At 73.9% G+C, this 13,544-nt stretch carries 17 protein-coding genes; 1 reads left to right on the top strand and 16 read right to left on the bottom strand.

The genetic code is table 11. The features are described from left to right. Nucleotides 1-10: 10 nt before the first annotated feature. The 15 genes from NFS20_RS22395 to orn all read right to left on the bottom strand — a co-directional run bounded on the left by NFS20_RS22395 (nucleotide 11) and on the right by orn (nucleotide 10,491). Nucleotides 11-361 (bottom strand): glutaredoxin domain-containing protein, encoded by a 351-nt coding sequence (locus tag NFS20_RS22395; protein WP_502800845.1) that lies wholly within the window; start codon nucleotides 359-361, stop codon nucleotides 11-13. 88 nt (nucleotides 362-449) lie between these two features. After that, complete coding sequence (locus tag NFS20_RS21565; RefSeq protein WP_251153832.1) at nucleotides 450-1,397, bottom strand: hypothetical protein; 948 nt, start codon at nucleotides 1,395-1,397, stop codon at nucleotides 450-452. Nucleotides 1,398-1,456: 59 nt separating this feature from the next. Beyond that, entirely contained in the window at nucleotides 1,457-2,383 is a 927-nt protein-coding gene (locus NFS20_RS21560) for a DNA adenine methylase (RefSeq protein WP_251153831.1), read from the bottom strand. Next, nucleotides 2,380-2,640: a hypothetical protein gene (locus NFS20_RS21555; RefSeq protein WP_251153830.1), complete on the bottom strand. Its 261-nt coding sequence runs from the start codon at nucleotides 2,638-2,640 to the stop codon at nucleotides 2,380-2,382. The genes NFS20_RS21560 and NFS20_RS21555 overlap by 4 nt, the downstream gene beginning before the upstream one ends. After that, complete coding sequence (locus NFS20_RS21550) at nucleotides 2,637-3,083, bottom strand: hypothetical protein (RefSeq protein WP_251153829.1); 447 nt, start codon at nucleotides 3,081-3,083, stop codon at nucleotides 2,637-2,639. Before NFS20_RS21550 ends, NFS20_RS21555 begins: the two co-directional genes overlap by 4 nt. A gap of 62 nt (nucleotides 3,084-3,145) precedes the next feature. Next, on the bottom strand, nucleotides 3,146-3,409 hold the full coding sequence (locus NFS20_RS21545; protein ID WP_251153828.1) for a winged helix DNA-binding protein: 264 nt from the start codon (nucleotides 3,407-3,409) through the stop codon (nucleotides 3,146-3,148). Between the two features lie 41 nt (nucleotides 3,410-3,450). Beyond that, a complete protein-coding gene (locus NFS20_RS21540; RefSeq protein ID WP_251153827.1) occupies nucleotides 3,451-3,996 on the bottom strand; it encodes a P-loop nucleotide/nucleoside kinase family protein in 546 nt (181 codons plus the stop codon). Between the two features lie 137 nt (nucleotides 3,997-4,133). After that, complete coding sequence (locus NFS20_RS21535) at nucleotides 4,134-4,730, bottom strand: hypothetical protein (RefSeq protein ID WP_251153826.1); 597 nt, start codon at nucleotides 4,728-4,730, stop codon at nucleotides 4,134-4,136. 3 nt (nucleotides 4,731-4,733) lie between these two features. Beyond that, nucleotides 4,734-4,976, bottom strand: a complete 243-nt coding sequence (locus tag NFS20_RS21530) for a hypothetical protein (protein ID WP_251153825.1) — start codon at nucleotides 4,974-4,976, stop codon at nucleotides 4,734-4,736. Then, nucleotides 4,973-5,941, bottom strand: coding sequence for a DNA cytosine methyltransferase (locus NFS20_RS21525; RefSeq protein WP_251153824.1), 969 nt, complete (start codon nucleotides 5,939-5,941; stop codon nucleotides 4,973-4,975). Before NFS20_RS21525 ends, NFS20_RS21530 begins: the two co-directional genes overlap by 4 nt. A 35-nt stretch (nucleotides 5,942-5,976) precedes the next feature. Then, a complete protein-coding gene (locus tag NFS20_RS21520; protein WP_251153823.1) occupies nucleotides 5,977-6,204 on the bottom strand; it encodes a hypothetical protein in 228 nt (75 codons plus the stop codon). 58 nt (nucleotides 6,205-6,262) lie between these two features. Continuing rightward, complete coding sequence (locus NFS20_RS21515; RefSeq protein WP_251153822.1) at nucleotides 6,263-6,625, bottom strand: hypothetical protein; 363 nt, start codon at nucleotides 6,623-6,625, stop codon at nucleotides 6,263-6,265. Further along, complete coding sequence (locus tag NFS20_RS21510) at nucleotides 6,622-6,993, bottom strand: hypothetical protein (protein ID WP_251153821.1); 372 nt, start codon at nucleotides 6,991-6,993, stop codon at nucleotides 6,622-6,624. Before NFS20_RS21510 ends, NFS20_RS21515 begins: the two co-directional genes overlap by 4 nt. 55 nt (nucleotides 6,994-7,048) lie before the next feature. Then, on the bottom strand, nucleotides 7,049-9,490 hold the full coding sequence (locus NFS20_RS21505) for a hypothetical protein (protein WP_251153820.1): 2,442 nt from the start codon (nucleotides 9,488-9,490) through the stop codon (nucleotides 7,049-7,051). A gap of 209 nt (nucleotides 9,491-9,699) precedes the next feature. Further along, the gene (gene orn / locus NFS20_RS21500) at nucleotides 9,700-10,491 is read right to left on the bottom strand and encodes an oligoribonuclease (protein WP_251153819.1); all 792 of its coding nucleotides are present in this window, start codon (nucleotides 10,489-10,491) and stop codon (nucleotides 9,700-9,702) included. Between the two features lie 287 nt (nucleotides 10,492-10,778). Here orn and NFS20_RS21495 point away from each other — a divergent pair, with 287 nt between their 5' ends. Beyond that, the gene (locus NFS20_RS21495; protein ID WP_251153818.1) at nucleotides 10,779-11,699 is read left to right on the top strand and encodes a hypothetical protein; all 921 of its coding nucleotides are present in this window, start codon (nucleotides 10,779-10,781) and stop codon (nucleotides 11,697-11,699) included. A 75-nt stretch (nucleotides 11,700-11,774) separates the two neighbouring features. Here the strand turns inward: NFS20_RS21495 and NFS20_RS21490 are convergent, their stop codons facing one another. Next, the gene (locus NFS20_RS21490) at nucleotides 11,775-13,517 is read right to left on the bottom strand and encodes a hypothetical protein (protein WP_251153817.1); all 1,743 of its coding nucleotides are present in this window, start codon (nucleotides 13,515-13,517) and stop codon (nucleotides 11,775-11,777) included. Nucleotides 13,518-13,544 lie beyond the last annotated feature (27 nt).

The raw sequence follows: 13,544 nt of genomic DNA, 5'->3' as shown, positions 1-13,544 counted from the left end.
GCCTCGCGGCTCAGGCAGCCGCGGTGGCGAGCTCCTCGGCGCCTGCGTCCGCGGCGGACGTCTCCTTGGCCTCCTGCGGGTGCTCGGCGCGCCAGACCTCGACGAACGCCTTGATGCTGTCGGGCGAGTACCCGCCCCAGTGCGTGATCGAGCCGTCCGGGGCGGTCACCACGACGACCGGGGCGGCCAGGTGCCCGAGCGACATCGCGTAGTCGCGGGCGCTGGGGTCGGTGGTGATGTCGACGACGTCGTACTGGACGCCGAACTTCGCCTTCGCCTTGTCCAGGGCGCGGTACGTCGCGTTGCACTGGACGCAGTTCGGCTTGGTGTAGACGGTCAAGGTGGTCGTGCTGGCAGTCATCGGTGTTCCTTCTCGGCGGCTCGGGTGATGGTGAAGGGGTAGATGTGCGGGGGCCCGGGTCCGCCGTGAAGGTGCTGGTCGTGGCAGGTCAGGCGCTCACCTCCGCGCCGGCGAGCTCGTCGGCCAGGGCGGCCGCGGCGCGCTTCTCGTGCTCGGGCCCGGTGATGTCGAACTCGGCGTCGCGGCGCGTGAGCTGGGCCAGGCGTGTCGCGCCGGAGCGCAGCGCGTCGGGTGCGGTGCGCGACACCACGCGCACGTCGCCGGCGATCTCCAGGTAGCTCAGGGCTCGCTGGGCGGACGCGCGGGCCGGGTGGCCGGTGGTGGGCTTGCGCTCCAGGGCGGCGCGGGCGAGCTCGACGGCGGCCCGGGACTCGCAGGAGATCACCACGGTGCCCAGGTGGCGCCGGTGGGCGCGCACGGCCATCGCGATGGCGCGCACCAGCGCGGCGGTCTGGTCGGAGGTGTCGGCGATCTGGGTCTCGTACAGGCCGTCGGCGCGGGTCCAGGCGATGCCGGCGCCGCGGTGGTGGGCGCGCAGGGAGGCGGCCACGGCCAGCTGGACGGTGCCGGTCTCGTCCGGGGAGATGACCTCGCGGTGCAGGCGCTCGGCGATGTCGGAGGCGGCGGCCACGACGGGGTCGGTGCCGGACACCTCGGAGGCGGGCAGGATCATGACGCCCTCGATCGGCTCGCCCTCGCGCAGCCGGGCGCGCAGGGACGGGTTCGGCACGGCCAGCTCGGTGACCTTGTGCGTCGACGGGGCGGCCAGGCGTGCCAGCCACGGGCGGACCTGGTCCATGATCGCCGGCAGCGCGGCGACGAAGGCGGACGCCGGCGCGTCTGACCCGCCGGTCTCGGCGAGCTCGACGTGCCCGTGCATGGGCTCGGGGTCGGCGTCGCACACCGCGGCCCACACCACGATCCGCTTGGACAGGGTGCGCAGGGACAGCGCAGCTCTGGGCGGGGCGATGATGGTCGGCGGCGGCTGTGCGTGGGTGCGCCGGCTCATGGCCAGCGGGGTGATGGTTGCGGTCATGAGGAACCTATGTGCGGCGTCGGCGATGCCTCGTCGAGGTGCAGGTCAGGGCCGTGGCCTCAGGCGGCCGTCGCGGGCTGGGCGCGCACCCAGGTCGCCTCGGCGCCGGGCACGAGCTCGTGCGGCTCGGGCAGGACGAGGTTGTCGGACACGACGGCGTGCTCGGTGGCGATCCGGGCCCGGTTGGCGGTGTTGGCGATGCGGTAGGCCAGCACGCGCCGGCGGGGGTACAGGTCGGCGGCGACGGTGGGCTCGTCGTCGTAGGTGAGCATCCACCGGGCCGGGCTGGCGTTGAGCGCGTCGGCCAGGCGCTGGTGGTCGGCGGCGGTCATGCCGTTGGCGTACAGCCGGTTGCCCTCGCGCAGGTAGGGCGGGTCGACGAACACCAGGACCTCGTCCTCGATGCCGGAGTCGGCCAGGTCGGCGATGGCGATGACGGCGTCGCCCTGGGTGAAGCGGATGCGGTTGCTGAGGTAGCCGACGTGGCGGATCCGCATCGCGAGGGCGGGGGCGTTCCAGCGGGACGCGAGCGTCCAGGGGCCGTCCTGGTTCTTGCCGCCGATGGGCCCGACGCGGTCGTTGACCATGCCCGAGCGCGAGCACCGGTTGAGCACGAGGGCGGCGAAGGCGGTGTCGGCGTCGGCCGTCCCGGGGACCCCTGCGCGCCCGACCCGCTCGCGGGCCCAGGCCCACAGGTCCAGGTCGGGGGCGGTCTGCTCGACGCGGGTCGCGAGCGTCTCGGGGTCGCTCAGCATGGTCCGCCACAGGGCGGCCAGGGCGGGGTTCTTCTCGGTCAGCCAGATCTCCCCGACGGCGTCGTCGTTGAGCATGCTCAGGCCCGCGCCGGCGCCGCCGGCGAACGGCTCCAGCCACACCTCGACCTCCATGTCCGAGATCTGCTGGGCGAACATGTGCTCGAGGTAGGGCGCCATGCGGGCCTTGCCGCCCGGGTAGCGCAGCGGGGAGACGTACCGGCGCGCGCTCACAGGTGCGCCTCGCGGACCGGGTCGAGGTAGAGGCCAGTCGCGCGACGCGGCGAGGGCACCTGCGGGCTCTGGGCGGGCGGCTCGACGAGGAACTGGACGCGCTCGGGGGTCGGCTCGATGAGGAGCAGGTCCAACACGATGGACGCTTCCTGCTCGGCCTCCTCGGGCGTCTGGCCCCGCTCTGCGCGGATGATCGCGGCGAGCAGCCCCGGGCCGCCCGCCGCCGGGAAGCGCTGGGCTGCGGACGGCCCGCTCATCGGCGGGTCGGGGTCGCCAGCACGGCGGCTGCGTCGGTCACGCTCATGGCGCGCGAGAAGGCTGTGGTCAGCCAGACGAGCAGGCGCGGCACCTGGTCGGGCTGCAGGACGATGTTCGAGCGGTGGCGGCCGTTGACGTCGCTGGTCGCGGAGACGACCAGACGTTCGCCGTTGGGGCGCGTGAAGCGCACCGCACTGCCGGAGTCCTGGTGGCGCACCGTGAACTCGAAGTGCGGCTCGATCGCCATGTAGCCGACGGCGTCGAGCAGGCTGTTCGCGGGCAGGACGGCGAGCACGCTCTGCTCGCCGACGTCGTCGACGGTCAGGACGGTGATGTCCTCGCCCATCGCGTACAGGTGCAGGCCGGCGAGGTTGGTGCCGTCGGTGGCGTCGAGCTCGAGGCGGGCTGTTCCGGGGTTAGGCGTCAGGGCGAAGATCGTCATGCCGTGCTGATGTGCGGCAGACGCACAGGATCGAGCCGGTCGGCTGCGCGCCTGCCGCGAGGTCACACGATGGGGTCGGCCACGGCGCGGCCGGCGTCGCTCAGGCGCCAGCGGCGGCGCCCGGAGGCGTCGTCGTAGGTCTCGGCCAGGCCCTTGAGCACGAGGTTGTCGAGCGTGCGGGCGGCGTTGGTCGCCGAGTCGTGCCCGAGCATGGAGGCCACCTTGCCGGCGCGCGGGCCGCCCATCGTCCAGTGGTTCAGGACGTGCAGGGTGCGGCGCTGCGCGGGAGTGATGGGGATGGCGGGTGCGGTGGCGTCGGTGGTCATGCCCTGCTGATGTGCGGCAGCGCGGCCCGGTGTGCGGGGTCCTAGGGCACGGGGAGGTCGGGTCGCCCGTTCATCGCCCTCAGGATCGCGGCGAGGGCCTCGTCCGTCTCCAGTGCGGCGTCAACGCGCACATGCGCACCCACGGGCGGTCCCATCTGCGCGAGCGCGACGAACCTGTCCCAGCTGGCGAGGGTGGCGGCGTCGCGGGCGGCTCCCCGCTCGGTGATCCGGTCGTGCAGCAGGCGGAACGGGCCGTCCAGCCACACGACGTGCACCTGCGCGTCGAGGCGGTCCAGGCGATCGCGCCACCCGGGTCTGGCGCGGCCCGAGTACGGGGCGACCAGCACGACCGGACAGCCCGCGGAGACGATCTCCCCAGCGAGGTCCTCCCCTGCCTGGTACGCCGCCGCCGACAGCGCCTTGCCCACGTCGCTGTCGAGGTCTGCCGGATCGTGGCCGGTCTGCTCGAGAGCGACCGCCGCCAGCGGTGCGTAGAAGGTGTCCCGGTCGACCAGCGCTGCCCCGAGCTGGCGCGCCAGAGCGCGGCCGAGGGTGGACTTTCCCGTGCCGGGTGCCCCGACGATCACGACCAGCTCCGGTGAGGCGGCTGCTGTCGCGGGCGCCGCGGCCGGCGTTGCCCGGGAGGCCGTGGTGGGCTCGCTGATGGGGTGCCTCGGTTTCTGGGTCTCGGGTGGGGTTCGCCGCTGATGTGCGCGGCGGTCGTTCAGGCAGGCCCCAGCCCCCGGGTCAGGGCGATCTCGGCGATGGCACCCGAGCGCGGCGCCGGGTCGGCGATGTGGCTCGTCGAGGCCACGAGGCGGGCGACCTGGGCGTCGGTGGCGGTGATGTCCAGGCTCGCCAGGGTGCGGCGCACGAGGTCGGTGGGCGTGGACTGCGGCGCGACGACGCCGGGTGCCGACAGGGGCAGCTGCGGCGAGGTGAGGGTGCCGTTCCACGACTCGATGAGGGACGTGGCGAAGTCGAGCAGCGTGTACTGCTCCTCGTTCGCGCCGAAGCAGAACGTGAGCATGTGCCCGGGCCGGTTCAGGTGCGGCGGGGCGGCGTGGTTCCACGCCGTCAGCGCGGGGCGCTTGGAGGTCATGAGCTGGCCTCGGGCGACGTCGCGGGCGAACCAGACGACGAACTCGATCGCGAGCCAGGCGTCGCGGGTGGGGCGCCGGTCCTCGTCGACGTCGAGCTTGAACGCGACCGTCCAGTCGCCGTCGTAGTCGACGGACGCGTCGGCGCTCAGGCCGGCGAAGGTCAGGGCGTGGGAGATCTCGGCCGGGCCGATGCCGGGCTGGGCGGTGTCGGTGCTCATGGCCTACCGATGTGCGGCATCGCCGTCGCCGTAGCGCGCCCGGATCTGCTCGCGGGCCCAGTCCGGCAGCTCGTGCTCGTGGCCGTAGGAGTGGGCGACGGGCTCGACGCCGGCCATGCGCACGAGGGTGGCGATGTCGGCGTGGAACTGGGCGGACTCGGGGTCGACGAGCCAGTCGCCGTCCTCGCTCGTCAGCAGCGCGAGCCGCTGCGCTGAGGCGACCTGCTCGGGCGTCGGGTCGCTCACGCGATCGCCTCGGCGACGGCGGAGACGACCTCGCGTCCGACCGGCGGGCACACGGCGTTGCCCAGCCCCTTGGTGACGTCGGCGACGCTGAGCGCCGGGTCCCAGGTGTAGGTGTCGGGGAACCCCATCCCGCGGGCGAGCTCGCGCGAGGTCAGCGCCCGGTAGCGGTCACCGTCGACGAGGTTCCAGTGCTGGGAGGCCGTCGTGATGGTGCGGATCGGCTCGTGCAGCCCGACCCCGGGGTGCCCGGTGACGTGCTGGGTCAAGAACCGTGCGCCGTGCCGCGCCCGGCCGCGCTCGATGCGGGCACGCACGGACGGCGTCGCGGCCGCGACCGGACGCCACAGCGCGTCGCTGGTGCGGCGGTGCAGGTGCTGACCGAAGGCGGGCTCGACGGCGTCGTGGCGCAGCGGACGGACCTTGACGCCGGGGCGGGTGGCGATGACGAACAGGCGCTTGCGGCGCTGGGCGACCCCGACCCGCGAGGCGTGCACGATGCGCGGGTCGACCTGGTAGCCGAGGCGCTCCAGACCCTCCTTCCACCACGGGTACAGCCGCCAGCTCAAGAACGACGGGACGTTCTCGACGATGATCGCGTCCGGCTCGGTGACGTCGGCGCAGTCGATGACGGCGAACGCGGTCCCTCGCATCGCGTCGTGGAAGGCACGCCGCTTGGGCTGGGAGGCCGAGCTGTGGCCCTGGCATGCCGGGGCGCTCAGCTGGATCCGGAACGGCGGCAGCGTCGACCAGTCGACCTGGCGCAGGTCCTGGCAGGCGTGCACGGTGGCGGGGTGGTTGCGGGCGTGGGTGTCCACGGCGGTGCGCCAGTGGTTGCCCGCCCACACCACGGGCACCCCGGCCTGCTCGGAGCCGAGGGTCAGGCCGCCGAACCCGGCGAACAAGTCGATCGCGGCCAGCGTCATGATGCGGCCCGCGCGGGGGTCGGCAGGTCGAGGTTCATGCATGACCGATGTGCGGCACGCGCCGGGCGTGGGTGCCGCTATGCGCTGGGCGGGTCCTGCTCTGCCTCGCGACGGAACACGGCCTCGCCGGCGTCTGCGTCGTGCCGGTCGAACCGCCAGTGCCGCCCGTAGTCGTTGCGGACGCACAGCTCGAAGAACCCGGCGTCGCGGTCGGGGTCGAACGGCTCGCCGGTGAGCGCGCTGCGCCCGCTGACGTTGACGCGCAGCTCGTCGGGGTTGGTGGTCTGCCTGGCGGTCAGGGCCATCGGTCGCTCCTCGGGTGTGGCCGCGTGCTGGTCGGGTCGTGCTCGGGCGCGGGAACGCTCACGCCACGCCGTAGTCGGCGAAGCGGATGCCGGTGGCGGCCTCGAGCGCGGCGCGCAGGTCTGCGGGCAGGTCCGACACGTGCCCGACCCGGGCGTTGTACGCGTCGTTGGGGTCGGTGTCGGTGCCGCGCGGGGCGGTGAAGGTGCCGGTCTGCTGGACGTTCCAGTGGTTCGTCCCGACCACGTGGACGCGGCACGAGGCGTGGCCGTCGTGCTCGGTGGCGGTGACCGTGGCGTGGGTCAGGATCAGCGGAGAGTCGCCCCGCAGCAGGCTCAGGTCGGGGAAGCCGCCCAGCTCGACCCGCGCGGCGACCTCGATGGTCTCGGTGCGGCGGACGAGGTTCGCGGTCGGGCCGCTCACGGCGTCTCCTGCAGCACGGGTGTCAGGTCGACATCGGCCGCCGCGGCGATGGCGGAGAGCAGGTCGGCCGGCAGGTCACGCAGGTGCCCCCGCAGCGGGCTGTGGTCGCGCTCGTCGCGGTGGGCCTGCGGCGCGTTCCAGGTGCCGGTCTGGATGATCTGGCCGGGGCCGGTGACCTCGAGCGTGAGGGTGGCGTCGGTGAGGGTGAGCCCCTCGGCCTGCGTGCGCAGGGTGGCGGCGAAGGGCACGAGGTCGTGGATCACCCCGGGCAGCGGCAGCGGGTCGCAGCTGTCGAGGTCGATGCTGGTCGTGGTGACCTTGACGACGCGCGAGTCGGTGCGGGTCGCGGCCGGTGCGGTGAAGTCCATGCCTGCTGATGTGCGGCACCCGGCGGGGCTGGCGGCCGGGTGCCGCACTGGGCGATCAGCAGTAGGCGCGCACGAGCTCCAGCGGCCCGTCGGGCGCCGTTCGGGCCAGCCCGGCGCCGTCGACCGGCAGGAGGCGCTTGCGGGTCGCCTGGCGGCCGTACAGCGATCGGATGGCGCCGTAGCGGAACCCCAGCGCCCCGGCCCAGCCGCGCGCGGCGTGCTGGGACCCGTGGATCCCGGTGTCGTCGACGAGCCAGGTGCCGCCGGCCGTGGCTGCCGACGCGATGGCGGTGAGCGCCTCGACGTCGCCGTTCAGCCCGTGCCAGGTGTCCGCCACCGGCACGTCGGCGACCACGAGCACGCCGAGGTCGCTGCGCGACGCCTGCTCCAGCAGGTCGGGCAGCTCGTCCGGGGTGTGCAGGGTCGCGCCGCGGAAGGTGCGGGACAGCGGCTCGTCAGCGCGGGCGGTGACCAGGTGCACGGTGCGCCCGGCGGCCGCGGCCTGGTCAGCGAGCAGGCGCATGACGCTCGCGGGCCGGTTGTACGTGCCGCCGGTGAGCAGCCCTCGGGTCAGGTCGAAGCGCGCGGGCTGGCCGCCGGCGTTCGCGGCGAGCACGACCCCTGCCTCGTGGTCGCCCGGGACGGCGTCCGGATCGGCCGCGGGCGGCGGGCCGGTGACCGTGGCCCAGCTGCCGAGTCCTTCGCGCCAGAACGTCACGCCCTCGTCGGTCTGCAGCTGGGAGACGTCGGTGCGCCACGACATGTCGCCGCCGGTGCGCTCGGCGATCGCGACCAGGTGGACGCCGACGGCGCGCCCGGTGCGGGCGATGCGGTTCAGGCTCACCTCCAGGGCGGGCACGGCCGCGGCGTGGTCGACGTCGATCATCAGGAACCGGTCGGGCACGCGGACCGGCGCGGGCAGGTCGGCGTGCCCGGTGACGTCGTGCTGGCGCAGCAGCGCGTACCGGCGATCGAGCTCGGCCAGGGCGTCGGCGACCACGATCTGCGTCTCGTCGTGGGTGCTCGCGGTCGCCAGCGCCGCCTCGGACCCGGACTCGGGGTCCAGGGACGCTTCGCCGTGCCATCCGGCGTCCTGCAGCCGGTCGATCAGGTCCTGCGCGGCCGCGTACCGGTTCGGGCCGGTCACCAGGACGTGCGAGGTCTGGTGCCCGCCGAGCGTCGCGGTGCCGGCGTCGGTGGTCGCGATGGGCACGACGGTGCGCTGCAGCCCGGCCGGCGCGGCCAGGCGCGCGGGCGGGGACGGCTTGCGCGCCGGGTCCGGGTCGCGGACGGCGGCGATGTCGGCGCCCGCGCGGTTGCGCACCGACAGGCGCAGGTCGCCGGACTCGATGCGGCGCAGGTTGGTGGTGAAGTCCTCGTCGGTGCGCCACCCGGCGCCGAGCACGCGGTCGTCCGCGGCGCGGATCGCGCGGGCGCGGTCGATGACGGTGTAGAAGTCGTCGCCGGTGAGGTTGTGCGGGGAGGACAGGGCGACGTAGCGGCCCGAGGAGGACACGGCCCGCACGAGCCACCAGCGCCCGGAGTCGGTGAACTGGACCCGCTCCCCCGCCGCCAGGGCGCGCACCTGCATCTGCAGGGGCTGCAGCGCGAACCTCGTGCGGACGGAGCCGTCGTGCAGCACGCCGACGCGCTCGTGCCACGGCTGACCGAAGCGCGCGTCGATCGTGCGCGAGGCCCACCCCAGCCACGGGTGCAGTCGCGGGTCGTCGCGCTCCAGGTCGACGACGCCGGCCAGCACGACGGTGCGCCCCGAGCTGTCGTAGGTGTCCACGACCCGGGCCAGGGCGGCGCGGGCGCGCCAGGTGTCGGTGCGCCGGGCGCCGGAGGCCACCTGGGCGCGCTCGCGCTCGTCGAGTGCGTGCAGCACCGATGCGATGTCGTCGACCACGACCAGCGGGCCGGTGGCGTCGGCGAAGGCGCGCTCCAGGAGGTCGGCCATCTCGGCCGGGAACCGGTGGGTCAGGGTGCTCCAGGTGCACAGCTCACCGGCCAGGCCGCCGACCTCGGTGTCGCCGCAGATGCGGTAGACGGTCCGCCCCTGCTCGAGGGCGGCGTCGATGACCCGGCGCACGAGCGTCGTCTTGCCGACGCCGGCGATGCCGGTCACGGCCCAGGTGCGCCCGCCGGTCAGGTGGACCGCCTTGAGGTCGCCGGTGTGCCCGAGCAGGACGTCCAGCGGCCCGGGCGCGGTCGCCTGGTGGGCGGCGACCGCCGCGGAGATGCCCTCGTCCTGCTCGCTCAGCCACCAGGTGCCGTCGGCGAGCTGGCCGAACCCGGCCGCCCGGCCGGTGCGCCGCAGGTCGAGCAGCGACATGCCGGTCGCGGCGACGAGGTCGCTCGTGCTGGCGCCGGGGTGCAGGGCCAGGTGCACGACCGCGGGGTGGTGCTCGTGCTCGCGCAGCGCGGCGGTGTAGGTGGTGCCGCGGGAGGCGGCGAGGGCGCGGACGGCGGCCTTGCGGCGGGCGTTGCGGGTCATGACGTGTTCTTCCCGGCGCTCCTCCCGCACTGGCGCGCCTGGGTCGCGGCACGAAGGATCTGCTGGGCGTGATCCGAAGGGACCTTGGCTCGTGGTGCTCGCGGGCCGTGCGGGGGCCGTGCGAACGAGCGGGTGGCGACGCCTGCTGCCACCGATCACGCTACGTGCGGGGCCGGTGGCAGCAGGTCAGGAGTGCGCCGACGCGCCGGTCAGCCACCCATCCGGGCGGTGCGGAACTCGTGGACGGAGGCCGCCTCGACGCGGCGCTGGCCGCCCGCGCTGACGCTCGCCACGCGCAGGTGCCCCGCGCGCAGCATCCGGTCGACGGTGGCGCGCGAGACGTCGAGCTCGGCCGCGGCCTGGGCGATGGTCATGGGCTTGGGGCCCATGCCGATCGCGTCGCGCAGGTAGCGCATCTCGGCGATGGACTCGCGGATGTCGCCGGTCGCGGTGTGCGCGAGCTTCTTGGTCATCGGCTTGATGTCGCACCACCACTGCGCCGGCCCGGCCCAGGACGAGACGTCGAGCATCCGGTAGTGCGCGTGCTGGTACAGGCTCGGCACGTTCGCCTCGAGGTAGTTCAGGTCCAGGCGAACGGAGTTGCCGGCCACACGCGCCGTGCGCGCCTCGGGCGCGAACCGCTGCAGGTGCTCGGTGAGCAGCTTGTCGACCTGGTCCAGCGGCGTGCTCTGCTTCGGGTCGGCGATCCGGTCCCACAGGCCGGTGTTGGCGTGCATCTGCTGCACGAACCCCGAGGCGCGCTGGCGCAGATCGGCTGCCTCCTCGGGGCTGTACGCCACGACGAAGCTCAGGCCCTCACCGTCGAGGACGTTCAGGTCGAGGTCGGTCACGTGCATGGCGATCTCGAGCAGGCGTCCGCGCTCGGCGTGGGCCTCCACGATCGGCTTGCCGGGGAAGTCGGGGCCGACCCAGGGGTTCAGGTCGGTGGTCTCCACGTCGACCCAGGCGAGGGCGACTTCGGGATAGTCGGTGGTGGTCATGGTCTACCTATGTGCGGCAAGATGGCGCGCCATTGTGGCAGGTCAAGGCCCGGGCGCGACAGACGCCCGCCGGATGAAATTCCGGCGGGCGTCGTGCGAGTTGGTGCGGCCACACCGGAGGGATCAGGTCCAGCTCCACGCGCGACCGCGTGCTGAGTAGATGTGCGGCAGGCCACCGTCGTACCCCCTTGATTCACTTTACTCCCGAACGTCTCAGATTGGCGCGTTGCCGCACATCTCTCCTCCGAGCCAGCCGATGGGGCTGGCACCCGAACAGGAGAACCACCGTGTCGCAGCGCAAGACCACCACCCGCCGCCTCGTCGCCATCACCCTGACCACGACCATCACCGTCGGCGCAGCGGCCACCGGCGCCATCGCGCTCGACCGGCACAACATCGCCCAGGTCGCCCTGCAGGCCGAGGCCACGTCCATCCGCGCCGAGGCCTACAACGGGTGGCTCGGCCGCGAGATCGCCCGCCGCGACGCCATCGAGATCACCGAGGCGCGCAAGGCCGCCACTGCCGGTGCCGCCGCGGCCCAGGCTGTGCTCGATGCCTCCCCCAACGCCGACGAGACGCTGCGCACCGCCCTGGCCACCGCGATCACCGCCGCCACCCAGGCCGCCACCCAGGACGGCGAGGACCTCGACGTCGTCGCCATCCGCGCCGCCGGCACCGCCGCGACAGACGCCGCCCCGGCCGTCACCGAGTCTCAGGCCGCGTGGCAGGCCGCCGAGGACGCCCGCATCGAGGCCGAGCGGATCGCCGCCGAGAAGGCAGCCGCCGAGGCCGCGGCACGCAAGGCCGCCCAGCGCGCCAACCAGTCCGAGCGCACCGCCGCGGTCGTCGAGCAGGTCGCCCCGTCCGGCGTCGCCTGGTCCACCCGGATCGTGAACTCCGGCGGCCAGGGCGCGGTCGACGCCTGCGCCGGCGGCGTGACCCGCTGGTCGTCGAACATCGAGGGCAAGGCGTACCTGCCGATCCACGAGCACTGCGGCGGCTCGCCGATCCTGTCGCTCGGCATGGGCCAGATGGTCGCGATCTCCGGCGGCGGCCTCGACGGCGTCTACCAGGTCGTCGACTCGCGCAACGTCGCCAAGGGCGACTCCGTCACCGCGGCCTACGGCATCGGCGGGTCGGTCCTGCTGCAGACCTGCTACGTGAACTCCAACCTCATGCGGATCGTCGGCGTGGTCAAGGTCGGCTGACCCCACCCCGCGAACGACGAAGCCCCCGGCCCTGGTGAGGGTCCGGGGGCTTCGTCGTTGCTCAGCCGGTCAGGCTCAGCCGATCAGCATGCTCAGACGCTGCGCCTGGTAGGCCGCCTCGCCGTTGCGGTTCATGCGCTTGCGCGCGAGCACCAGCCCGCCGCCGAGCGCCACCGCCGCCAGCGCGGCCGCGCCGACGTACTTCGTGGTCTCGTCGACACCGGTCATCTCGAGCTCGGTGCGGCCGTTGGTCGCCTGGACCTCGGTCGCGTCCTGCCCGGCGCCCGGCGTCGCGGCCGGGTCCTCGCCGTCGACCGGGGCGGCCGGCGCCTCGGAGACGTTCAGGTCCACGTACTGCGTGACGCCCGACGTCAGGCCGGTCAGCCGCAGCGAGTGCAGGCCCACCTCGGCGTCGGTCGGCACGCTCACCTGGACGCGGACCGTGCCGTCAGCCTCGGCCGTCACCGTGTCGAGGATGACGTCCTCGGGCAGGAAGCGGACCTCGACCTGCTCGCCGGCGTCGAAGCCGAAGCCGTTGACGACCAGCGCCTGGCCCTGGGCGACGTCGAACCGCTGGACCTCGCCGTCCTCACCGGTGCCCTGGCCGGGGGCCGGGTCCGTGCCCTCGCCCTCGCCCGGCGACGGGGAGGGGTTCGGCGTGGGCGTGGTGCCCTCGGCGAGGACCTCCCAGTTGACGACGATCTCGTTGGAGACCAGGCCGTCGAGCGCCGCGGTGGCACGCAGCTCGTGCGCACCCACGCTCAGGTCGGCCAGCGACACCGTGCGCCCGAGGGTGCCGGTGCTCGGGCCGCCGTCCAGCGACCAGTTCAGCGTCGCCTCGGGGCTGTCGACCACGAACACGAACTCCGCGGTCGTGGACTGCGTCTGGTCCCCCGGACCCGAGCTCAGCGAGACCACCGGGGCGGCCGGGGCCGGCGGGGTGACGACGTCACCGGGCTGGCCGAGCGGGATCCGCAGCACGCCGTTCGGCGCGACCGTCACGGTGCCCGTTCCGGTCTGCGGGTCGATGCCGGCCAGCGGGACCAGGCCGTCGGAGCCGAAGTAGTCGTACTCGACGTCGTAGGTGCCGGTCGCCACGTGGTACGTGCGCTCGTAGTCGTACAGGTACTCGTTGAACGCGTTGATCGGCGTCATGCCGTCGCGCGCGGAGTCCTGGTTGCGGATGTCGATCGACACCGAGGACGACGGGCCGGTCTCGCCGGCGTCGCGGATGCCGTTGAGGTTCGTGTCGACCCACACGTCGATCCCCAGCTGGCCGAGCTCCAGGTCCGCCGGGGCCATGCGCATCTGCAGGGACCGCGACGTCAGCACGCCGCCGGACGGGGCGAAGGTCACCTCGGTGCGGGTCGTGGTGCCCGGGACGACGCCCGTGGCGAAGTCGCCGACCTGCTGGAAGCCGTCGGGGCTGACGACCTCGACGGTGTAGGTGCCCGCGCGCAGCCCGAAGAAGTACAGGTCCGCGATGCCGAACTCGGCCGCCGGGCTGCCGGACGCCACCAGGGTCTCGCCCTGGTAGAGGTTCACGACCGTCGCCTCGAGCTGGGCGGGCGTGAGCTCCGCCGAGGTCAGGTACGACGACGGGGAGACGCGCAGCCAGGTGCAGGTGCCGTCGCTGGTGTCGCCGACGTCGGTCGGGCAGTCCGGGTCGAGGCTGATCACGCCGGGCTCGACCAGGACGGGCGCCGCGAAGGCGGGCGCCGCGCCGGCGACGAGGCCCACGGCGCCGATGGCGCTCACGGCCAGCAGGGCTACGGCCCGGTTGGGGCGGCCGCGGCCGCGGGTGGTGGACGTCGTCATCTGCGAGGGTCTCCTGCCGTACGTACG

This window comes from Cellulosimicrobium sp. Marseille-Q4280 (assembly GCF_943181405.1).
In the GTDB taxonomy this organism is placed as follows: Bacteria; Actinomycetota; Actinomycetes; order Actinomycetales; family Cellulomonadaceae; genus Cellulosimicrobium.
Note: the sequence above shows the minus strand (reverse complement) of the source record. Positions and strands in the feature narration are given on the sequence as shown.